Genomic DNA, 23,830 nt, shown 5'->3' with positions numbered 1-23,830 from the left:
TTCAACTTAAAATTATACTAATTTCAACCCTTTGGGAACAAATTCATCGACACTGTGACCGAACCTTAAAAGCTCCCGCACAATGGTAGAACTGATATGAGTCAATTCCGGCTCGGTAAACAAAATTATCGTCTCTACCCCCGATAATTTCCGGTTCACGTCGGCGATAGTCTTCTCATACTCGAAGTCATTCACCGACCGGATACCCCGCAGAATAAACCGGGCATTCCATTGCTTCGCAAGGTCGATGGTGAGGCTGTCGTACGAAACGACTCGAATCCGAGGATTATCCCGAAACAAATCCCTCAACATTTCCAACCGCTGTTCCACAGTGAAATAAGTGCGTTTCGAATCATTGATACCTATGGCTATGACCACTTCATCGAGCAATTCGAGCCCCCTGCTCACAATCGACATATGACCGAGAGTAAAAGGGTCGAATGTTCCCGGGAACACAGCTATCCTTTTAGACGAGATTGGTGTCATCTTCTATAACCAGATTTTGTATAATAAAGTTTTGTCTTTCCATGGTGTTCTTGCCCATATAAAATTCGAGCAAATCTTTCACCAAATCCTCCTTACGCAGCGATACCCGGTCGAGACGCATATCCGGTCCGATAAACTGACGGAACTCGTCGGGCGAAATCTCACCCAATCCTTTGAATCGTGTCACTTCGGGATTCGCTCCGCACTTCTTGATAGCGGCGAGCCGTTCCTCGTCTGTATAGCAATAATGTGTTTCTTTTTTATTCCTCACGCGAAACAGCGGAGTCTGTAAAATATAAACATGCCCTTTCTTGATAAGGTCGGGGAAAAATTGCAAAAGAAAAGTAATCATCAGCAAACGGATATGCATACCGTCCACATCGGCATCGGTTGCGATAATCACCTTATTGTACCGAAGTCCCTCGATACCGTCCTCTATATTAAGGGCAGCTTGCAGCAAGTTGAACTCCTCGTTCTCATAAACGACCTTTTGGGTCAGTCCGTAAGTATTCAACGGCTTACCCCGCAAAGAGAAGACCGCTTGCGTCTCCACATTACGAATCTTGGTAATCGAACCGCTCGCCGAGTCCCCCTCGGTAATGAAAATACAGCTCTCGTCCTGCCGATCGCCTTTGGTATCGTTGTAGTGTATGCGGCAATCACGCAACTTGCGGTTATTCAAATTCGCTTTCTTCGCACGTTCCCGTGCCAACTTCGTAACCCCCGCTATCGCTTTGCGTTCCTTTTCCGATGCCAATATCTTTTTCAGCATCACATCGGCCACTTCGCCGTTTTTATGCAGATAATTATCCAATTCCTTTTTCAAGAAATCGCCGATGAACTTTGCGATAGTCGGTCCCTCGGGTCCCACGTCTTTCGAACCGAGCTTGGTCTTGGTTTGCGACTCGAATACAGGTTCTTCCACCTTGATACTGATTGCCGCTACCATACCGTTACGAATATCGGTATATTCGAAATTCTTGGCATAAAACTCCTTAATCGTACGGGTAGCCGCCTCTCTGAAAGCAGTCAAGTGTGTTCCTCCCTGCGTCGTATGTTGCCCGTTCACAAACGAATAATATTCCTCGCCATACTGGTTGCTGTGCGTGATAACCACCTCTATATCCGCTCCCGACAAATGAATGATGGGATATAAAGGTTCGGTCGTCATGTATTCGTTCAACAAATCGACCAATCCATTACGGGAATGGAATTTACGTCCGTTCAACAAAATGGTCAGTCCCGTATTTAAGAATACATAGTTTTTAAGCAACGGCTCTATCAATTCCTCCCGGTAAGCATAATTTTTAAAAATCGTTCCATCGGGAGAAAACTGAACCAATGTACCGTTCGGCTCGTCGGTAGGCGTCAAACCGCTCTCCGAGACCACTTCTCCGCAAGCATAACTCACCGAGTTACTCATTCCGTCGCGATAAGACTGTATGAAAAAACTCGACGACAAAGCATTGACCGCCTTGATACCGACACCGTTCAGACCGACTGACTTTTTAAATGCCTTCGAATCGTACTTACCGCCCGTATTCATCTTGGAAGAGACATCTTTCACTTTGTCGAGAGGTATACCCCGACCATAATCCCTCACCGAAACGACCTCGCTCGAAATCTCCACGACAATCTGTTTGCCAAAGCCCATCATGTGCTCGTCGAGAGCATTGTCGAGAACCTCCTTCAACAATACATAAATGCCGTCATCGGCATGAGAACCGTCCCCCAACTTCCCGATATACATACCAGGGCGGCGACGGATATGCTCCTTCCAATCGAGCGTCTTAATGACATCGGAGCCGTACTCGAACTCAGAATTTATATTCGTATTCTCTTCCATAAATATCTATCTCTCACCGCTGATTTTTCGTATAATGCAAAGATAAAGCAAGCCGGGAGTAGAAACAAGCGCACTTGGTTATACCGAGGCACAGCCCATTTTCGCATTATGCAAAGATAACGCTAAAAAAGAGTAAAAAAAAGAATAACTCCCTTTTTACAACCTTTTTAAGAAATAGATATGCCCCGGAAAAGCGTTTGCTTTTCCGGGGCATATCTATACGATCTCTTCTACCGGACAAACTACTCTACCAAAGCGAAATCGAGCTGTTTCCGCTCCAAGTTCGCACGAGCCACCTTGATACGGATAGGATCGCCCAAGCGGTATATCCGGTGCTTGCGACGCCCCATCAGACAATAATTCTTCTCGTCGAACTCGTAATAGTCGTCTTCGAGGTCACGTATCGGCACAAGTCCCTCGCATTTATTCTCGTTGATTTCGACATACAAACCCCATTCGGTAATACCCGAAATAACGCCGTCGTACTCCTCGCCCAAACGTTCGCCCATAAACTCTACCTGTTTATACTTGATAGAAGCCCGCTCTGCGTTGGCAGCAAGCTGCTCCATATCCGAAGCATGTTTACATTCGTCTTCGAGCGACTGAACATTCACGCTACGTCCGCCCGCCATATAACGCTCCAATAATCGATGCACCATCAAGTCGGGATAACGACGTATGGGAGAAGTAAAGTGGGTATAATAGTCGAAAGACAACCCGTAGTGACCGATATTTACAGTCGTATAGACCGCCTTCGCCATAGCTCGTATAGCTATCGTCTCCACCAAATTTTCTTCCGGCTTTCCTTGTACATTGGCCAACAAACTATTAATACCCTTCGAAAGGTCTGCTTTGCTACCCTCAGTCTTGATTTTATAACCGAAGCGGGTGATAAAAGCTGCGAACGAAGCCATCTTGTCGGGATCGGGCAAGTCGTGTACCCGATAGACAAACGCTTTGGGCTTTTTCCCGTCTTTGGGTTTACCGATAAATTCTGCTACCGTGCGATTCGCCAGAAGCATAAACTCTTCGATCAGCTTGTTCGCCTCCTTAGATACCTTGAAATAAACCCCTATCGGCTTGCCACTTTCATCTATGTCGAACTTAACCTCATGACGGTCGAAATTGATAGAACCATTGTCAAAACGACACTTCCGCAGCTTCTGTGCCAAATCGTTCAAAGCCAATATTTCCTCTTTATAATCTCCTTCTCCGGTCTCTATCACCTCTTGCGCCTCCTCATAAGCAAACCGGCGATTAGACCGAATCACCGTACGAGCTATATGCGACTTCTGAACCTCGGCATTACCGTTCAGCTCGAAAACACAAGAGAACGTAAGTTTATCCTCGTCGGGACGCAACGAACAGATTTCGTTGCACAATCGTTCGGGCAACATCGGCACGACACGATCCACCAGATAAACCGAGGTTCCCCGGCTTTCGGCCTCCTTGTCAATGATACTGCCGGGTTTTACATAATAACTCACGTCGGCTATATGCACGCCAACCTCCCAATTTCCGTTCGATAATCGGCGGATAGAAAGGGCATCGTCGAAATCTTTGGCATCCTTCGGGTCTATGGTAAATGTCGTTACCTGCCTGAAATCTTCCCGTGCGGCAATCTCCTCGTCGGTTATCGCGTCAGGAATCTTATTAGCCGCTTTTTCCACTGCTTCGGGGTAACGATACGGTAATCCGAATTCCGCCAATATGGCATGTATTTCGGTATTGTTTTCTCCGGCAGGTCCCAATATATCCACGACCTCTCCATACGGATTGCGGGCCCGATCGGGCCATTCGGTGATACGCACGACGGCCTTATCTCCGGTTTTTCCGCCTTTAAGTGCCGTTTTCGGAATAAATATATCATTTGCCAACACCTTGTTATCGGTCAGCAGGAATGCAAAATGTTTCTGCACCTCCAACGTTCCGACAAATATCTGGGGATTCTTTTCGACAATCTCGATCACCTCGCCTTCGGCATCGTGCCCTCTACGCTTGGCATAGACCAATACCCTCACCCGGTCGCCGTCCATCGCATGCATGGCATTACGCTCGGCGATGAATATCGACTCATCGTCATCGGTAATCACATGATTTTTCCCATTGACACGCCGTTCGAACCGACCTACAACCTCCGTTCCCCGACTGTTCGCCTTGTATTTGCCCGGAGAAACTTCTATCAGAAAATTCTGCTCCGCCATGCCTTCGAGCAACTGGAATACCATCTGTTTTTGAGGTGTAGTAGTAGCTCCAACCCCATGTGCGACCTGTTTGTAATTAAACGCCCGCTTCCTGTCTTGGTTGAAGAATTCGACCACCGAGGCCAACATATCTTCTTTCTTGATTCTCTTTGAACCTTTCCTTTTTCCTTGTTTCATGATATAGGGGTTTTAACATTGTTCTTAATGATACGGAAAACGGAGTAAACGGTAAAAACATCGAACTTCTCCCGACGAATACCAAGCGTACCCTACCCGCATTTTAGTATAACAAAGATAACGGAAATAAAGACAGAAACAAATTTTATTCATAAAGCTGTTTCAAATTTTTTCAACGATGTATTTGAAGCGGTTTATAAAAATTTTAATAATATAACAGATTAAAACGAACCCGTGACGACTCGTTTACACCATTAAAATTTTTTATAACTTTGTGCCCGCTTCGGGAATTACCGTTACACAAGTCGATACAAAAATTCCAAAGATTACGAAAATGAAAAAAATCCAATCTGTTTTTATCATTCTCTTAACCGTTTTCCACCTGTCCGCCCAAATGAATCAAGGGAAATACGTCCCTTTCCATTTCAGTTTCATACCACCACTAAGCTCCAATGGAATAAATGCATCGCAATACACCAACGGAGCCTCTTTCAGTATATTGGCAGGTATGTCTGCTAACGAAAGGAATTTTACATTTGCCTCGATCAGTAATGTCATAGCCAATGAAGCCCGGGGATTACAGTTTGCCGGCATATCCAATTATATAGGCAAACAGGGACAAGGTGTCGCCTTCGCCGGAATGACCAATATTACCAAAGGAACTTACAAAGGTGTACAACTCGCCGGAATCACCAATTATTCGGCGGGAGAATCGAGAGGCATCGCTCTTGCCGGATTGAACAACGCCATAAATGGAAATTTCAAAGGTGTACAATTTGCCGGATTACTCAATACCTCGAAAGATATAACCGGCCTGCAATTCGCAGGGCTCCTTAATATCGCCGGGAAAGTCCGAGGAGTACAATTCGCCGGACTTCTTAATATCGCCGAAGAAAGCGATTGCCCCATTGGGCTCGTCAATATAGTCAAGCGCGGAGAGATGGGCATAGCCCTCACTTATGACATATTGGGTAACGGTATCGTCTCGTTCCGCTCAGGAGGGAAATACACATACGGTATTATCGGTTTCGGATATAACCACAAATTACCCAGCGACAACAAGACCGTTGCGGAAGCTGGATACGGTGTACACATACCTTGTTACTCTTGGTTTCAGATAAACAATGAATTTAAAGTAACTTCCACGGCAACCTCCGATAAACCCTTTTTAAACGCAAGTTATTCCTTGCTACCTTCGTTCAAAATAAAAAAGCACTATAACATATTCGGCGGAGCGAGTCTCAATTATTCGACAACCACCGAGATGGACAACCAAACGCTATTTCCGCAGAACAACTTGTGGAAAAAGCACACCGACAATCGGCTGCAACAACTGTTTATCGGCTATCTGGTAGGCATTCAATACATCTTTTAGCAACCGGTCGCTACTCTTTCATCGATGTTCTCATGGAACGGAGACGGATTATCTCCTGAAAAAAATTTTTATCGTTACTTCGGTAAATTTAAATTCTGAAAACAATAAATTCACTATTTTTGTATAAAACGAAAATAGATACGCCTCGGTACAATCAACCGGATTTGCTTTTACTTTCGGCCTGTACTATCTTTGCAAAACAAATAAAGTGAAATCCATGACTGCCCTACTCGACCTTAGGGAACATCTACCGATAACCAACCCCACGTGGATATTCTTTCTCGTGCTCTGTATCATTTTATTCGCCCCCGTATTGTTGAATAAACTGAAAATACCTCATCTCATCGGTATGATTCTGGCCGGTATTCTCATCGGTGAGCATGGATTCGATATCTTGGCCCGCGACAGCAGTTTCGAATTGTTCGGACAGGTGGGACTCTACTACATCATGTTCTTAGCCGGCTTGGAAATGAACATGGAAGATTTTCCGGCTATACGGGGCAAAGCCATCGTATTTGGGATACTCGCCTTTATCATTCCTATCGTCTTGGGCTTTTTCAGCAACATACTCATCTTGAAATATGGGATTGTCTCTTCCATCTTGCTGGCGAGTATGTACGCCTCGCACACACTCATTTCCTATCCCATCGTTACCCGATACGGAGTCTCCCGGCACAGATGCGTCAGCATAGCCGTAGGGGCCACTGCCATTACCGACAGTCTCACCCTATTGGTTCTCGCCATCGTCGGAAGCATGTACAGAACCGACAGTGTAGGCAGTTGGTCTTGGTTGGAATTAATTCTTAAAGTCTCTCTGATGGGACTTTTCATCATCTACTCCTTTCCCCGCATCGGACGTTGGTTTTTACGGAAATACGAAGACGGTATCGTGCAATTCATCTTCATTCTGGCAATGGTTTTCCTCGCTGCCGGTTTAATGGAACTGGTCGGAATGGAAGGCATACTTGGAGCGTTCTTTGCGGGACTGGTATTGAACCGCCTCATTCCCCCGGTCTCTCCTTTAAGGAATTACCTCGAATTTGTCGGTAACGCCCTATTCATTCCCTATTTCCTCATCGGCGTAGGTATGCTAATCGATGTACGAGTATTTTTCGGCCATATAGAATCTATGAAAGTAGCCGCCGTAATGACCCTCATGGCCCTTAGTACCAAATGGATTGCAGCATGGACCACCCAGAAAATCTACGGCATGAAGAAAATCGAACGGCAACTGATGTTCGGACTAAGTAATGCTCAGGCAGCGGCAACTCTCGCAGCTGTTCTTGTAGGATACAACATCGTTTTACCGGACGGTAGCCGTCTGCTCAACGACGACGTCCTCAACGGTACAATCGTGCTTATTCTCATTACATGCATCATCAGTTCGATAACGACCGACATTGCTGCCCGAAAAATGGCCCTAAGCGAATTGCCGCCCGACGATACGCAATCGGGTACGGACAACGAAAAAATACTCATTTCATTCAGTAATCAGAAAAACGTTAAAAACCTTATCTACTTGGCCTTACTCGTCAGCAACCCTAAAAAGATACACGGGCTGGTCGGGTTACACGTAATGTATGATAATTGCAGTGAAGCAGACCGCGAACAAGGGAAAAAACTTTTACTGCAAGCACAAGAAGTCGCGGCAAAAGCAGACGTAACGCTACAAACTCAAAACCGGTTAGCGACTAACTTATCAAACGGAATACTTCATGCTTCGAAAGAAAACGATGCCTCCGAGATTATCGTCGGACTACACATACGAGCCACACAAGACGAATCGTTCTTCGGCCCCGTACTGCTCAATCTACTGAACAAAATGGATCGCCAAATCATGATTCTCCATGCCGTCACGCCGATAAACAGAGTGCACAACATTCATGTCGCTATCCCGGAAAATGCAGAATATGAAGCTGGATTTTACCGGTGGACAGAACGCATCGCCCGAATGGGAGAGAATACAGGCCGGCGGATTTTCTATCACGGCCACACCAAAACCCTGTCTCTAATACAAGCCTATCTGCAACGCTATCATACCAGCGTATTATACGAAATGCAGGAAACCGACGGAGGCAACGAATTAAAGCGTCTATCAACAGAATTACAACCCGACGACCTCATGGTAATCATCATGGCCCGACACGGCTCTGTTTCTTTTCGGCCTTCGCTCGAACACGTCCCGCATCAAATCAATGCCTATTACACAGATAAAAATTTCATATTACTCTTCCCCGACAGCTATGCTCCTGCTTCTCCCGAACTTACGTTCGTAGAGCTACACGGCACACGAGGAACTTATGAAAAGAAAAAAGGCTGGCTCGATTTCCTGTGGAAAAAAGAAGAACAAAATTAAGAAGCTGTTTTAAATTTATTCCGAGACAGATTGAGACCTATGTTGAAGCAGATTGGAGTCCGAGATATGCAGTCAATAGCGGGCTATTGACAAAAATCAAGGGGTTCAAGATGCGAGACAGGAGCTCAATATGGCCGGAACATACCTGCTTGAAATGATAATATTATTTCTCAATAAATTTATAAAACAGCTTCTAAGATTCAAGAAGAAAATCGAATTTCCCATGCCGCAACAGAAAGCGGTTTCGAAAATATTCACGAGAACAAAAAAGACACAACCGACCAGATCGCAATCACGAATTCAGAGAATCGTAAGCAATCCGAATCCCATACCCAAATAAAGAAACATAGTTATCAACGACCAAGCGAAACGAGCTTTGACAAATGGCTCCTGCCTCTCTTTACAACGGGAAGGATAGCGCAATACTCCCGCCATAGGCAAAATAAACAAAATAGCTGTAACCCATTGCAACCACACAATGTCGTAATACAGTCCCAACAAAAATGTACCGAAGACAAAAAATGCCGCCAGCTCCATATACCCTAAGCTATTCAACGCTTTCCGTTCCATAACGAATCCCTATCCATCGATAAACCGACAGGGAAAAACATTCCCCTATCGATACCATTTTCAAATCCTTCTATTTAAAACAGAGTCAGCCCGATACGAAATCGGGCTGACCTATATCGCATCGAATTAAGCGTCGATATTGGCATAAGTCGCATTAGATTCTATAAACTCGCGACGCGGACCTACATCTTCGCCCATCAACATCGAGAATACGCGATCGGCCTCGGCAGCATTGTCGATGGTCACCTGTTTGAGAATCCGGTTCTCGGGATCCATCGTCGTCTCCCACAACTGGTGCGGGTTCATCTCGCCCAAACCTTTGTATCGTTGAGTCTCCATCAACTGTTCGTTTCCCTCGCAATATTTCAAACAGAACTGATCCTTTTGTTGGTCGGTCCAGCAATATTCCTCGGCTTTACCCCGCTTACTCTTACATTTGTACAAAGGGGGCGTCGCCAAATAAACATATCCCTGTTCCAACAACGGACGCATACGACGGAAAAAGAATGTCAACAACAACGTGGCAATGTGCGCCCCGTCCACATCGGCATCGGTCATAATAATGATTTTATGATAGCGCAACTTCTCGATATTCGCCTCTTTCGAATCTTCTTCCGTCCCGATAGTCACACCCAAAGCCTTGAACATATTACTGATTTCCTGACTTTCGAAAACCTTGTGATCCATCGCTTTTTCCACATTCAATATCTTACCGCGCAACGGTAGAATAGCTTGGAACATACGGTCACGACCTTGTTTGGCAGAACCTCCTGCCGAATCCCCTTCGACAAGGAATATCTCGCAATCCTCAGGGTTACGCGAAGAGCAATCCGCCAATTTACCGGGCAATCCGCCACCCGAAAGAGGAGACTTGCGTTGAACCATCTCACGTGCCTTGCGAGCTGCATGACGCGCTGTGGCGGCGATAATCACCTTCTCGACAATTGTTTTCGCCTGAGCCGGATGTTCTTCCAAATAATTTGCCAAAGCCTCGCTCACAGCCGTGTCCACAGCCCCGATAACCTCGCTGTTGCCCAATTTGGTTTTGGTCTGTCCCTCGAATTGTGGCTCCATCACTTTCACCGAAATAACGGCTGTAAGCCCCTCTCGGAAGTCATCGCTGCTGATTTCCACTTTCACTTTTTCAAGCATCTTGGAATCCTCGGCATACTTCTTCAAAGTACGGGTTAATCCCCGACGGAAACCCGTCAAGTGAGTTCCCCCCTCGATGGTATTGATATTGTTCACATACGAATAGACATTCTCGTTATACGTCGTGTTGTACGTCATAGCGACCTCCACAGGCACTCCCTGACGCTCGGTAGCGATATGAATCACATCGTCGATAAGATGCTCCTTATTCGAGTCGATATAACGAACGAACTCCTTTAATCCTTCCTTTGAATAGAACACCTCTTTACGATACTCGCCGGCATCGTTAGTCGTCCGTTTATCCGTCAGCGAAAGGGTAATCCCCGCATTCAGATAAGCCAAATCGCGCAAACGATTCGCCAAAATATTATAGTCGTAAACCGTAACAGAAAAAATCGAATCGTCTGGACGGAAGATAATCGTCGTTCCCGTTTCTTCGGTCTCTCCTATAACTTCCACATCGTGCAAAGGTTTCCCACAAGAATACTCTTGCATATAAATCTTTCCGTTCCTGCGAATCTCGGCACGTAAATAAGTCGAGAGAGCATTTACGCACGATACACCCACACCGTGCAAACCACCGGAAACTTTATAAGACCCTTTATCGAATTTACCACCGGCATGCAATACCGTCAAAACCACTTCAAGAGCCGATTTATGCTCTTTCTCGTGCATATCGACAGGAATACCGCGACCGTTATCGACAACCCTGATAGAATTATCTTCGTTGATATATACCTCGATATGAGTGGCATATCCGGCAAGAGCTTCGTCGATAGAGTTATCGACAACCTCATACACCAAATGATGCAACCCTTTTACACCGATATCGCCGATATACATAGCAGGGCGTTTACGAACGGCCTCTAAACCTTCGAGCACCTGAATACTATCGGCTGAATAACTTTTGTTTTCTGTTTCTTCTGACATATTATCCGAATCTTTTTTGTTTTTATGAGCTATCCCTGCGCTATTCTTATTAACAGAAAATCAACAGGAAACACTTAAAATCCGGCTCAAACAGCCGGATTTCCACCAACAAACAAAAATACACAAAAAAGTTGGAATAGCGAAATAATCCGGGTGGAAATAATCACACCGACGTTTCTCTCAAATCATAGCCCCGACCAAACATTGTGAATCCAAACAGCAAATTCAAACATAAGGATAAAAACAAAAACCCATCTGACAGAAAGCACCTTATTCACAAAAAGATATAAATCATATACACTATGAACCTGAAAAATGACATCAATCAATAACAGGAAAGGAAATGAAAACAATAAATCCACTGGGGTGATTTTAAAAATTAACCCTCTCGCCCATCGCCCCCCCTATACCGTTATGCGACACAACAGGAGAATTAATATAAACAGACTGATGAGATGTCGTTTTCGCCCCCTCCTTCTCTACGTGCCACCTCCCCTATTGTATATTCCCATTAATCATTATAAATTTGAAAAAGAAAGACATCAGAGTATGACATAAGTCCGACTCCCATTTGGTCCACGAGACCGAGCCATATGTTCCGTCCCCATACTCTTTACATATGGCTGCGCCGTGCCCCGTAGCTTTACGGGGTGTTTTGCTATGCAAAATATAGGGGAGGTGTCACGTAGTGACGGAGGGATTGGAAAATACCGGCAGTAAAGGTGGCAGAAGTCAGGACTCCTCTCTCCCTCTGCTCATCACAGATGAGATAGGGGGAGTGTCCATAGGGCGAGGGGGTTGAAAAAATTATATAATCTTTGATTGGAAGGTTAGAAGTATAAAAGGACAATTCTCACTGATTTTTACTGTACCGAGGTAATTCCCATCAAAAAAAAGACACCCCATGACAAAGATACCACATATCTAAACAAAAAAATGCGACAGATTTTTCTGTCGCATTCGTAGCCCATAGGAGAATCGAACTCCTCTTTCAAGAATGAAAATCTTGCGTCCTAGCCGATAGACGAATGGGCCATACCTATCCCCGACAAGGAAAACCTTGCCGATTTTAATTTCAAGGAATTACAACTTATTAACGTGTAAAGCCAATTTCGATTTCAAGTTAGCAGCTTTGTTCTTATGAATCACATTCTTTTTAGCCAACTTATCCAACATCGAACTAACTTTTACATACAAAGCGGCAGCTTCTTCCTTCACAGTAGTAGCACGCAATTTACGAACGGCATTACGAGCAGTCTTTGCATAGTAACGGTTACGCAAATTTCTCACTTGTGTTTGTCTGATTCTTTTTTCCGACGATTTATGATTTGCCATCTCAATAGTCTCCTAATAATTATATTTTTATATTCGTAGCCCATAGGAGAATCGAACTCCTCTTTCAAGAATGAAAATCTTGCGTCCTAGCCGATAGACGAATGGGCCCTTGATAAAAATGCGCCTTAGATATATAAAGTAAGGCGCCCTTTCCAAATGCGAGTGCAAATATAGAGCTGTTTTTTGAATTGACAAAATTTTTACCTAAAAATCTTTCATTTACCTTTCTATCGCATACAATCTGCACGGACTTTCCCGCTCGAACAGGAACTACTGCCCCTAAAAACTACTACGATCTACATTAGTAATTTTTATTATAGGCTCTACCCCATATTAAAAAACTACTTGCCGCTATTACCCTGCATTATTATAATAGCCTCCGATCTCCCTTTTCGTTTTAGCGGCCAGTCCTATTCAATCCTGCGGGCATAGTCAATGCTGCCCCCGCTAACATCGCCGTTTTAAGAAATCCACGACGACCGATTTCCGTTTTATTTATCTCTTTCATATCGATTATTTTTTCAACTCTTTTATAATCCGAGCAGGATTACCTGCGACAACTGTCATAGGCGGCACATCTTTGGTCACCACACTATTCGCCCCCACGATAGCCCCGTATCCTATTCTCACTCCGGGGAGAATCGTAGCATTGATTCCGACCCAAACTCTATCTTCAAGAACAACAAGGCGACCATAAGTCGCATCCCGATTTTCCGGGTCGGGATCATGATTAATAGTAATAATATTTACTTTCGGTCCCAAACAGACATTTTCACCGAGAGTAATACCCCCTCGTCCGAAAAACGTACAACACTGTTGAATAAAGCAACCTTTCCCTATTTTTATGTGTTTCCCATAATCCACATAAAACGGAGGCAACAAAGTAATAGATTCGTCCACTTCACACCCGAGAATTACACTCAATATCCGACGAACCTCATCGGGTGTATGATAACCGGTATTCAATTCGGTCGCCATTTTCATAGTATCCCAAATGGCATTTATCAATTCATCGTATCCCGGATCCGACGGGGAAACCATCTCTCCGTTCAGATCTCTTTCAAAAATAGTATGAGCATTCATAATAATCTGTTTTATATCCGTTACAAAGTTAAAAAGAAAGCCCCGTGGCAACTTTGCCACAGGGCTCAAAACTCTTTGTCATAAAGCTCGATTCTTCGAGATAACGGCTTTCACCGACTTCCCTTTTTAGTATTTTCAACGACCTGCTTAGCCCATTCGGTAGCCACCGCAACGCCTCCGTTGAGTAACTTGCCGTCGTTCCAAGTCACGTTTGGATAAAGTTTCCTGAGCTGTCTTACACTATGGGCTATCGAACTTCCTCCGGAAGTAGCGAACGGGATAACGGTTTTACCGGAAAAATCGTATTTTTCAAGAAACGTATTGACCGGACGCGGACACAAGTCCCACCAAATAGGATAGCCGAGAAATACGATATCGTAATCTTTCATATCGAGAGGCTCCCCACCCAGTTCGGGGCGAGAATCCTCGTCGGCCATTTCGACCGAACTCCGGCTCGACTTGTCATTCCAATCGAGATCGGCCGAAGTATAGACCTCGGCAGGAGTAATCCGGTAAAGCCGGCCATCGACCGCACCGGCAATAGATTCTGCCACCCTCCCGGTAGTTCCGGTACAAGAAAAATAGACCACAAGAATTTTCTTACTCACCGGTTCGGTGGTATCTGTCGCCTGTCGTTGAGTTTGTGACGAACAACTAAAACTGAGAATACTCATAAGTATCAATACTATCTGTTTCATACTATATTCATTTTGAAATAAACTACAAGCCGAGAAAAAGACAAACTTGTTCGAGCTATTTCGAGGCTCAGCGTTAATGACGGACAACGCCCGAATATTCCTCTTCGCTCACAGGTTCGAGCCACTCATTGCTCTTGTTTTCGCCGGGAGCCTCTATGGCGAGATGCGAAAACCAACTGTCAGGCGCAGCTCCGTGCCAATGCTTCACACCGGCCGAGATATAAACCGCATCGCCGGGGAGAAGTTCCACCGGTTCTTTTCCCCATTCCTGATAATAACCTCTGCCACCCACGCACACAAGTATTTGACCGCCGCCTTTGGTAGCTTTGTGTATGTGCCAATTATTACGGCAACCGGGCTCGAAAGTAACGTTCGAAATGGGAATACCTTCTGTCACGACAGGTGCGAGATAGCTTTGACCGATGAAATATTTGGCGTACGCATCGTTAGGTTTGCCGACAGGAAAAATAATGGATTGAGCATACGCATCGAGCGAACAGGCAGCAGTACTATCCGCACAGTCTACCCACACCTCTTTGGCCATACGAAATGCCGCCCATGCTTTGGGCCAACCAGCATAGAACGCAGCATGAGTAAGAATTTCAGCGATTTCAGTTTTGGTCACCCCGTTCTTCTTGGCCGATTCAAGATGATACTTGAACGAAGAATCTGTCAACCCCTGTGACATGAGAGCAACGACAGTCACGATAGAGCGGTCACGAAGCGAAAGCAAATCGTTACGACTCCATACCTCCCCAAAAAGAATATCGTCATTCAAATGCGCAAACTCGGGAGCGAACTCACCAAGCGCATCATGTCCGGCTGTCTGTCGGACTTTCTCTTGTGATTTTGTCATAATCGGAAATATTAAAATTGACAATAAAACCCATAAAACTACTTTTGTTTTCATACCCTATGATTTTAATTGAACACCACAAAATACCAGTTTTCCAACTCATCATTTAGAAATCATGTAATTGGAAAATCGGAAACAGACAGACATCAGTCTCCATCGATCATCGTCTATTTCCGCACGATGTACAAAGGTACGAAACAGATCTCGCAACGATTTTGCTATAAAGCTCAAATCTATTTGCCATAAAGCTCACCCTGCCACGATGGTGCGACCCCATAGGTCTCTTTATACACTTTGGAAAAATGCGACAGATTCTTAAAGCCTACATCGAAGCAAGCCTCCGTAACTTTCTTTTTCCCCGACCGAATTAAATCATGCGCCGCTTCAAGACGTCGTCTGATAATCCATTTCTGAGGCGTCAAATCGCTCACTTTGGCAAAATCCCGTTTAAAAGTAGCCAAACTACGCCCTGTATAACTGGCGATTTCTTTCATCGAGAGATCGCACATATAATTCTCGTTCAAGTAATCGAGAATATCGATTTTCCACGGTTCCACGAAATCGAATAACGATGCATACAGATTACGGTCGGTATTGAGCAAGACATACACACCTTCGATCATCTTCAATTTCAAAATCTTTTCCGAGGGTTTCTCCCCAGCATCGAAATACGGAATAACCGACTCGAACAAAGAGCGGATATCCGGTCTATTTTTCGGCAAGAGGAGCAAGCTCGCTTTCTCTCGTTTGGAGTCGATTGGAATCTGCTGCCGATCGAGTGTTTGGTAAAACTCCCTCAAAAAAGCCTTCGAAAATTTCAACACAATGGAACGATAAGGCTCACCCTTCCCGACCCTCTTTTGCAACCACATTCGGTTATCACGCCGCATAAAGGCACAATCTCCCGGATACAAAACGGTTTTCTTTCCACGTTCCTCGATCTCCAATCTACCGGAACACTGATAAATGAGCGTATGTTCCCGATTTTCATGAGCACACTCCCGATCATCGGCAAAATAACTCGCTATAAGCACATTCGAGCAATCGAATACATCTAACTGTTCCATATCATCAGCCTTTTATATGGACAAATATAATGCATTGTATCTGTACAATATTTGCTGTGAAGCTCAATTTTCACACTCCCGATACAACCACTGCTCCCGAATAAATAAAATCAATGCGCCGAACCAGTACCGGCCTTTGGATAAAACAACTATTTTTGTAGAAAAATTTACCGGGAGAATGCTCGAAAAAACATTAGGAATAGTACTGCACATCATTCCCTATAACGACAAAATATCGGTAGCCCATTTGTACACCGAACAATATGGCCGATCTTCCTATCTTATTCCACAAGGGGGTGGGAAAAAAGCTCGCATGTTTCGGTCCCTCTTCATGCCGTTCTCTATTTTGGAACTTGATATAGACTACCGGAACAGCCGGGAATTGCAAAAAATCATCGAAGCGCGCACGGTTTTACCTCTTCAAAACATCTATTCCGATCCGGTAAAAAATGCAGAAGCGCTCTTTTTATCCGAAGTCCTCTGTCAAACCATAAAAGAACCCGAGCCCAATCTCCCGCTTTTCGCCTTCATCGCCCGTTCCATTCAAGTCCTCAATATAATGGAAGAAGGTAAAGCCAATTTTCATCTCTGTTTCCTGCTGCAATTATGCAGTTTTTTCGGGTTCAGCCCCAACATGGAGACCTACCGGACCGGATATTCTTTCGACATGTTGAACGGAATTTTCTCCCCCTCGCACCCCATTCACACCTACACACTCGATGCCCGCGAAGCCGAAGTTTTCGCCCGGCTCACCCGTATGGATTTCAATAATCTTCGCCACTTCAAATTCAATCGGGGAGAGAGAAACGCCATACTCGACCGAATCTTAACATACTACCGGCTACACCAACCCGACATTTCGGAACTCCGGTCTCCCGAAATATTACGAGCCATATTCGACTAATATGCTGCAAAGGTTGACTATTACAAAATTTTATACTACTTTTGTCGACCGAAATGCCCTTGTAGTTCAATGGATAGAACGGAAGTTTCCTAAACTTTAAATCCGAGTTCGATTCTCGGCGAGGGTACAAAAAAAGGAATCCGAATCCGGATTCCTTTTTTTGTATTTATACGCTTACCTTTATTTTGCAGCGGCTTCTTTGGCAGCCTTTTTAGCGATACTACGTCGTTGGATTTCGTAAGCAATCGGAGTAGCCACGAACAAGGTCGAAGCCGTACCGACAATCACACCGAACAACATAGCAAATGTAAAGCTACGAATAACATCGCCACCCAAAATAAAGATACACAACAATACGATAGCCGTACTTAATGAAGTATTAAGAGTACGAGTCAACGTACTATTCAAAGCATCGTTAATAACGAGTGCACGGTCTCGTTTCGGATATAAACCCTTCACTTCACGAATACGGTCGAATACTACCACCGTATCATTTACCGAGTAACCGATTACCGTCAATATAGCTGCAATAAACGACTGATCCATCTCCATAGAGAAAGGTAATATACCATACAGCAAAGAATACAGCCCAATGATAGAGAACGCAGTAAAGGCCACAGAAGCCAACGTACCCACACTAAACGAAATATCACGGAATCGCAACAAGATGTAAAGAGCCATCGCTATCAACGAAAGAATGACAGCCCAGAATGCCCCCACCTTAATATCATCGGCAATGCTCGGTCCTACTTTCTGACGACTTTGAATCATATTTTCGGTAAACTCTTCATAAGAAGCATCCCCTAAAACACTCTTCATTCCCTCATAAAGTTTCGTCTCGATCTCTTTATCTATATTTTCATCTTGATCAGCAATACGATAGTTGGTCGAAATACGCACCTGATCGTCGCTCGTGATAGTTATCACCGAAAGAGAACTACCCTCGAAAGCTGGTTTCAGCATCTCACTGATTTCAACCGGTTTCACCGGTTTATCAAAACGAACTACATAATTACGACCACCCGAAAAATCAATACCCTGATTCAAACCTCTGATTGCCAAAGAACCTACCATAACTACAATGATAGCAATAGCAACCGTAAATCCGATTTTGCGCATACCGAGGAAATTAATTCTCGTATTCGTAAGCAAATTCTTGGATATGCGGGTCGTAAATGTAAGATTATTGAATTTACCTCTATTCAAACCGGCCTCGAAGATAAGGCGGGTAATGAAAATAGCCGTAAAGAACGAAGTAAGAATACTAACGATCAATGTCGTAGCAAAACCTTTGATAGGACCTGTCCCGTATACCAATAGAATGAAACCGGTAATAATCGTAGTCAAGTTCGAGTCGAAAATCGCAGAGAAAGCATGCTTGTAACCATCGGCGATAGAAGATTTCAAACTCTTGCCCAAACGAAGCTCCTCTTTGGTACGCTCGAATATTAGCACGTTGGCATCGACAGCCATACCCATCGACAAAACGATACCGGCAACACCCGAAAGCGTGAGCACCGCTTGTAACGAGGCCAAAATACCCATCGTGAAAAACAAGTTACATATAACACCGAAACTGGCGATAAGACCCGGAGTAGCCCCATACATCATGATCATATAGATCATCAGCAAGATGATAGCGGCGACAAACGAAATCACACCGCTTTGGATAGCTTCCTGTCCCAACGAAGGACCGATAATATCCTCTTGAACAATAGTCACGGCAGCAGCCATCTTACCCGACTTCAACACGTTAGCCAAGTCCTTAGCCTCTTCGGGAGAGAAACCTCCGGTAATCTGCGAACTACCGCCCGAAATAGCCGAGTTGACATTGGGGAAAGAATATACCTGATTATCCAACACGATAGCAATCGCATTGCCGATATTGTCACGAGTAAGTTTTTCCCATACTTTGGCTCCCTCGGCATTCATGGTCATGCTCACCACAGAACCCTGTATCTTATCGAAGTCGTCACGAGCATCGGTTATTACATCGCCACCTAACGGAGCCTTGCCACCTTTACCGGCTTTCAATGCGATAAGCTGATACATGGTTTGCTTTTCATCGATGGCTTTTACCGTCCAACGTAAAATCAAGTCGCTCGGAAGAATATCGCGGGCGATTTTGCTTGCCAACATGGCATTCACCGCTGCCGTATCGTTCTTATTGACAATACCGATAACCGGAGATCCTCCGTAGCTTTGGGTATAATTCATCAACGAAAGCAACGGATTCTGTTTACGGATACGCTCCATAGTTTCGGCTTCCGATGCCTCCTGCTGTAATTTTTTCTTCAACGACAAAGCCGTGCTGTCAGCTGCAACGGCTGCGGTATCGGGCGTAGCCTCGGCAACGACCGGAGCTTCTTCCTCTGCCGGCTCTTGTGCCGCATTGGCCGCAGCGATAGCGTTATTTACGGCATCGAGTTTCGGAGCAAGTTGTTCCAGTTTATACGTCTCCCAAAATTCGAGGTTAGCACTACCCTGCAACAATTTCCTCACACGCTCGGGTTCTTTGATACCCGGCAGCTCGATAAGAATAAGACCGTCCTTTTCCAACTTTTGAATATTGGGAGCGACCACACCGAAACGGTCGATACGAGTACGCAATACGTTGTACGAGTTATCCACCGCGCTATTCAATTCTTCGCGAAGAATTGAGATTACCTCGTCGTTAGTCGATCTGGGGGTTATTTTATCTTTTAACTGGAAAGTGCTGAAAATAGCCGAAAGTCTCACATTCGGATCTATCTTTTTGTATTCGTTGTAGAACGAAACGATAAAGTCGTTGTTCCCGGCCTGAGCAGCCTGAGCGGCAGCGATAGCTGCGTTGAAGTTAGGATCCGGGTTATTATTCGACAAAGATTTGAGCACGTCTGCCACAGAAATTTGCAGCGTTACGTTCATACCTCCTTTCAGGTCAAGACCCAAACCTATTTCCATTTCACGGCATTGCTGATACGTGTAATACCACCAATACACCTTTTCCGTAGAGATAGAGTCGATATAATGTTTATACTTAGCCTCATCGCCCGCAGCATACTCTTTCGCCTTATTATTGTAAATAGCGGTTACAACCGAAAACGAAAGATAGAACAAACAGATAAGTGTAAGCAAAACCGCAACGACTCTAATAAATCCTTTGTTTTGCATGTGACTATTACTTTATTTTTTGTTTAATGAATTTCGTATTTTTATCAAGGTGCAAAGATATATTATTTTTTCACAGAAGCCCAAAATTATTCGATTTATTTATTATTAGCGTTTTTTACACCGATAAAGCACAATCCCCCAAAGAAACATGAAAAAGAAAACGGTTATATCTTTTTCAAGATTTAATATTATTTTTGTACTTTGGTTATAACCCGAGGCTCACGCCCCGACCGAAGCGCCACATTTCCGATATTTCGATGTGACGGTAAATCGATTATTAACCCTTATAAATTATGCCCAATTATACGAATAAAATAGAAAGAGAGCCACAAGAGCGTAGTTCAAATATCGAACTTCTGAGAATACTTTCGATGTTCTTGGTTCTGATGATTCATTATATTCCTTCCCGGACGCTGCCAACACACGACACATTGGCCCACGACACGCTCGGCACACTGTTCGATCTCGAATTGCGTAGTATCAGCTTCGTCTGTGTCAATTGTTTTATTCTCATCTCCGGGTACTTCGGTATCCGTTGGAAATTAAAATCTTTCTCCAACCTCCTTTTTCAAATATTGTTCTGGGCGATCGTATGCCCTGTTATCGTATCCGCCGCAACCGATTCCTTCAACATGACCGACCTATTCAAGACATTATATCACAATACATTCTCCCGCTGGTTTATCGAAGCGTACATCGGACTGTACATACTGGCCCCGATGATAAACCGCTTCATCGAAAAATCGACACATCGGGAGTTGGGTATATTCATTCTTGCTTTTTATCTGTTCAGCACCTTGTTCGGCTACTTGGGAAAAGCCTATGACTTCAACAAAGGCATGAGCATCATCAGCCTCGTGGGGCTATATTTGATAGGAGCCTATCTCCGCCGGAAACAAGACGGCATATTCGATCTCTCGAAATACGTCTATTTAGGTGTTTACCTCGTTACCGGATTCATTATGGTAGCCATCGCCGCCCTCATCTTGAAAGCAGGATTCACGATTACCCCTTATAGCTACCTCAACCCCCTTATCGTTCTCGAATCCATAGCCCTGTTCTTGTTCTTCAAAAAACTAAATATCGGTAGCATAAAATGGATCAACTATATCGCAGTTTCCTCGTTCGCCGTATATTTAATCCATAACGACCTCTCCATTAAACCCCTATACTGCGCAGCATGCGACTATATCGAAGCGCATTACACCCCATCATTCCCGTATGCCTTGCTGTTTATGGCGGGAGTATTCATCGTATCGGTAATGGCAGATAAAGTCCGGCTGTTCATATACAAACATACGCTATTGAAACTATTGAAATAAAAAGATTATACCCTCTCCTCGCCCGTCGGTTTGTGGGAGAGAGCAAGCAAAAAGGGAGAAAGTTAGATACCTCCTACTTGCTGCACAAAAATGCCAAACTATAAAATAAAAAGTACCACCCTCCTCCCTTGCCGTGTCCCGTAGCATTACGGGGTGTTTTGCAACGCAAAATATAGGGAAGGGGTCCGTAGGACGGAGGGGTTAGCTCTACAAAAAATCCTATATACTATCTTTTTTAGCCTCCTTTTTCTTAGGAACTCGATTTACCCCCTGTGATGAAAAAATTGAAAATAGGCTGCACATCGGTAAAAATAAGTAAACTTGCTTTTGGTCTCGGTTTGCACTATCTTTGTCGCAAATAGATCGATTCGGCAAAACAGGACATAACTTGTTTCTGTTCTTATTTGTACTATCTTTACATAAAATATTCGACGATGAATCCGAAACACCCCCTTTCCACGATAACAGTCTATCGGCTGGTCGCCTCGTTCATTCTGGCGATTTCCATATATTCCTGCGCCAACATGTCGAGACCCGGGGGTGGTCCCCGCGATGAAACACCGCCTGTATTCATCAAGAGTATGCCGGTTCCTAACGCATTGAACGTTTCGAAACAGAAAATCGAAATCGAATTCGACGAAATCATTCAAGTAGACAAACCGTCCGAAAAAGTAATCGTCTCCCCCCCCCAAAAAGATATGCCCGAAATTCGTACTTCGGGACGTAAAATAACCGTGATTCTTAAAGACTCGTTACTACCCAACACGACCTATACCATCGACTTTTCCGATGCCATCATCGACAACAACGAGCGTAATCCGCTCTATGGATTCGCCTACTCCTTTTCGACCGGCCCCAAGATAGACTCTCTGCAAGTTTCGGGAATACTACTCAATGCCCGGGATTTGGAGCCCATAACCGGCATGTTGGTAGGATTACACAGCGACCTCGAAGACTCGGCTTTCCAGAAACTCCCATTAGAGAGAATTGCCAGTTCCGACGAATTAGGTCATTTCACGATACGAAATGTAACACCCGGCAAATACCGTCTATTCGCGCTGAAAGACATGAACCGGGACTACCGCTTCGACAACCCGTCGGAAGATATCGCTTTTCTCGATTCTATCGTTATTCCTTCGGCCGATGTTAAATTACACGTCGACACCATTTGGAAAGACAGCGTCACCATCGACACCATTATCGAATACAACCACACCCATTTCTATCCGAACGATATTCTGCTCACGGCATTCAACGAAGGATTCCAATCTCAATATCTCGATAAAAGCGAAAGAAAAGACCGTCGTAAAATCGACCTTTATTTCAAAGCCCCCGCTGATTCGTTGCCCAAGTTGAAACCGCTGAATTTCGAGCAAGAAGACTGGGCCATTCTCGAACGCTCGTTCCACAACGACACACTGCAATACTGGATAAAAGACTCGCTCATTTACAACATGGATACACTTTTATTCACGGCCGAATATTTCCGTACCGACACGTTAAGACAATTGTCTCTCTACAACGATACGCTCAAATTCATCATGAAAAAAGTCAAAGCGCCCAAGAAAAAAGAAAAAAAGAAAGACAAGGACAACGACTCCATCGAAGTTCCCGAAATCCAATTCATGCAAATGAACGCCAAGATAAGCTCTTCTCTCGATGTTTATAAACCGCTTCGTTTTTCCTTTGCCGAACCATTGCAAACATACGATGCAGGGAAAATACATCTGGAACAAAAAAGAGACACCTTGTGGATACCTGTTGCCGACTCCCTGTACACATTCCTCCAAGACTCCATTGCTATCCGGGACTACACACTCACCTACAAATGGACTCCGGGAGAATCCTATCGCATCGTTATGGACTCCACGGCATTCACCAATATTTACGGACTATTCACGAACACCTATAAACAAGAATTCAAAGTCAAAGCCCTCGAAGATTACGCCAACCTGTATCTCTCTATTTCGGGCGTATCCGATTCCGCTTTTGTCGAAATTCTCGATTCAGGAGACAAACCCGTAAGAACGGCCCCGGTCATCAACGGAGGAGCCGAGTTCATGTATATGAATCCGGGTACTTACTACGCCCGCTTATTCATCGACCGTAACGGAAACGGGAAATACGACACCGGAAACTACTCCGAGAAACGACAGCCCGAAGAAGTTTCGTATTACCCACAGGAACTCGAACTGAAAGCCAATTGGGATATAGAACAGGATTGGGACATCTATGCGACACCGGTCGATAAACAAAAACCCGACAAAATAAAGAAAAACAAACCCAAAGAGAAAAAACGCAATTACTGACAATCTT

17 protein-coding genes and 3 tRNA genes are annotated in these 23,830 nt (G+C 44.5%); 6 read left to right on the top strand and 14 right to left on the bottom strand.

Annotated features, from left to right (window positions below; all coding sequences use genetic code 11):
- Window positions 1–12: 12 nt before the first annotated feature.
- The 3 genes from coaD to rnr form a co-directional block, all read right to left on the bottom strand.
- Window positions 13–486, bottom strand: a complete 474-nt coding sequence (coaD, locus tag NBH06_RS10085) for a pantetheine-phosphate adenylyltransferase (RefSeq protein WP_008862898.1) — start codon at window positions 484–486, stop codon at window positions 13–15.
- Window positions 467–2,332, bottom strand: coding sequence for a DNA topoisomerase IV subunit B (locus NBH06_RS10080; RefSeq protein WP_250794167.1), 1,866 nt, complete (start codon window positions 2,330–2,332; stop codon window positions 467–469). Before NBH06_RS10080 ends, coaD begins: the two co-directional genes overlap by 20 nt.
- A gap of 242 nt (window positions 2,333–2,574) precedes the next feature.
- Complete coding sequence (rnr, locus tag NBH06_RS10075) at window positions 2,575–4,716, bottom strand: ribonuclease R (protein ID WP_407934803.1); 2,142 nt, start codon at window positions 4,714–4,716, stop codon at window positions 2,575–2,577.
- A 331-nt stretch (window positions 4,717–5,047) separates the two neighbouring features.
- On the opposite strand from rnr, the gene NBH06_RS10070 reads away from it, so the two are divergent.
- Window positions 5,048–6,088 carry a hypothetical protein gene (locus NBH06_RS10070; RefSeq protein WP_195492646.1) on the top strand — a complete coding sequence of 347 codons (1,041 nt, stop codon included), beginning with the start codon at window positions 5,048–5,050 and terminating at the stop codon, window positions 6,086–6,088.
- A 217-nt stretch (window positions 6,089–6,305) separates the two neighbouring features.
- On the top strand, window positions 6,306–8,444 hold the full coding sequence (locus tag NBH06_RS10065; RefSeq protein WP_250794235.1) for a cation:proton antiporter: 2,139 nt from the start codon (window positions 6,306–6,308) through the stop codon (window positions 8,442–8,444).
- Window positions 8,445–8,744: 300 nt separating this feature from the next.
- Here the strand turns inward: NBH06_RS10065 and NBH06_RS10060 are convergent, their stop codons facing one another.
- The 10 genes from NBH06_RS10060 to NBH06_RS10015 form a co-directional block, all read right to left on the bottom strand.
- Window positions 8,745–9,014 carry a hypothetical protein gene (locus NBH06_RS10060; protein WP_008862905.1) on the bottom strand — a complete coding sequence of 90 codons (270 nt, stop codon included), beginning with the start codon at window positions 9,012–9,014 and terminating at the stop codon, window positions 8,745–8,747.
- Between the two features lie 126 nt (window positions 9,015–9,140).
- Window positions 9,141–11,096 (bottom strand): DNA topoisomerase (ATP-hydrolyzing) subunit B, encoded by a 1,956-nt coding sequence (gyrB, locus tag NBH06_RS10055; protein ID WP_250794163.1) that lies wholly within the window; start codon window positions 11,094–11,096, stop codon window positions 9,141–9,143.
- A gap of 963 nt (window positions 11,097–12,059) precedes the next feature.
- Window positions 12,060–12,131 (bottom strand) — tRNA-Glu (locus NBH06_RS10050).
- 48 nt (window positions 12,132–12,179) lie between these two features.
- Window positions 12,180–12,431, bottom strand: coding sequence for a 30S ribosomal protein S20 (gene rpsT / locus NBH06_RS10045; RefSeq protein WP_008862907.1), 252 nt, complete (start codon window positions 12,429–12,431; stop codon window positions 12,180–12,182).
- Window positions 12,432–12,467: 36 nt separating this feature from the next.
- Window positions 12,468–12,539 (bottom strand) — tRNA-Glu (locus tag NBH06_RS10040).
- Window positions 12,540–12,828: 289 nt separating this feature from the next.
- Window positions 12,829–12,939 carry a twin-arginine translocation signal domain-containing protein gene (locus NBH06_RS10035; RefSeq protein ID WP_250794161.1) on the bottom strand — a complete coding sequence of 37 codons (111 nt, stop codon included), beginning with the start codon at window positions 12,937–12,939 and terminating at the stop codon, window positions 12,829–12,831.
- A gap of 5 nt (window positions 12,940–12,944) precedes the next feature.
- Window positions 12,945–13,514, bottom strand: a complete 570-nt coding sequence (locus tag NBH06_RS10030) for a DapH/DapD/GlmU-related protein (protein WP_250794159.1) — start codon at window positions 13,512–13,514, stop codon at window positions 12,945–12,947.
- Window positions 13,515–13,624: 110 nt separating this feature from the next.
- A complete protein-coding gene (locus tag NBH06_RS10025) occupies window positions 13,625–14,212 on the bottom strand; it encodes a flavodoxin (RefSeq protein ID WP_008862910.1) in 588 nt (195 codons plus the stop codon).
- A 73-nt stretch (window positions 14,213–14,285) separates the two neighbouring features.
- Window positions 14,286–15,122 (bottom strand): carboxymuconolactone decarboxylase family protein, encoded by an 837-nt coding sequence (locus NBH06_RS10020; RefSeq protein WP_250794157.1) that lies wholly within the window; start codon window positions 15,120–15,122, stop codon window positions 14,286–14,288.
- 179 nt (window positions 15,123–15,301) lie between these two features.
- Window positions 15,302–16,135, bottom strand: coding sequence for a helix-turn-helix transcriptional regulator (locus NBH06_RS10015; protein WP_008862912.1), 834 nt, complete (start codon window positions 16,133–16,135; stop codon window positions 15,302–15,304).
- Between the two features lie 16 nt (window positions 16,136–16,151).
- Between NBH06_RS10015 and recO the strand changes: the two genes are divergently transcribed.
- On the top strand, window positions 16,152–17,039 hold the full coding sequence (recO, locus tag NBH06_RS10010; RefSeq protein WP_250794156.1) for a DNA repair protein RecO: 888 nt from the start codon (window positions 16,152–16,154) through the stop codon (window positions 17,037–17,039).
- Between the two features lie 55 nt (window positions 17,040–17,094).
- A tRNA-Arg gene (locus NBH06_RS10005) sits at window positions 17,095–17,166 on the top strand.
- Window positions 17,167–17,219: 53 nt separating this feature from the next.
- On the opposite strand, the gene secDF is transcribed toward NBH06_RS10005, so the two are convergent.
- Window positions 17,220–20,192: a protein translocase subunit SecDF gene (gene secDF / locus NBH06_RS10000; protein WP_250794155.1), complete on the bottom strand. Its 2,973-nt coding sequence runs from the start codon at window positions 20,190–20,192 to the stop codon at window positions 17,220–17,222.
- A 293-nt stretch (window positions 20,193–20,485) separates the two neighbouring features.
- Between secDF and NBH06_RS09995 the strand changes: the two genes are divergently transcribed.
- Window positions 20,486–21,514: an acyltransferase gene (locus tag NBH06_RS09995; RefSeq protein ID WP_250794154.1), complete on the top strand. Its 1,029-nt coding sequence runs from the start codon at window positions 20,486–20,488 to the stop codon at window positions 21,512–21,514.
- A 434-nt stretch (window positions 21,515–21,948) separates the two neighbouring features.
- A complete protein-coding gene (locus NBH06_RS09990) occupies window positions 21,949–23,823 on the top strand; it encodes an Ig-like domain-containing domain (RefSeq protein WP_046412502.1) in 1,875 nt (624 codons plus the stop codon).
- The last annotated feature ends 7 nt before the right edge of the window (window positions 23,824–23,830 follow it).

It is taken from the genome of Barnesiella sp. B2-R-119 (assembly GCF_023656675.1).
GTDB classification, from domain to species: Bacteria; Bacteroidota; Bacteroidia; order Bacteroidales; family Barnesiellaceae; genus Barnesiella; species Barnesiella intestinihominis.
The sequence above is the reverse complement of the archived record's forward strand: the minus strand, read 5'-3'. Positions and strand labels throughout refer to the sequence as shown.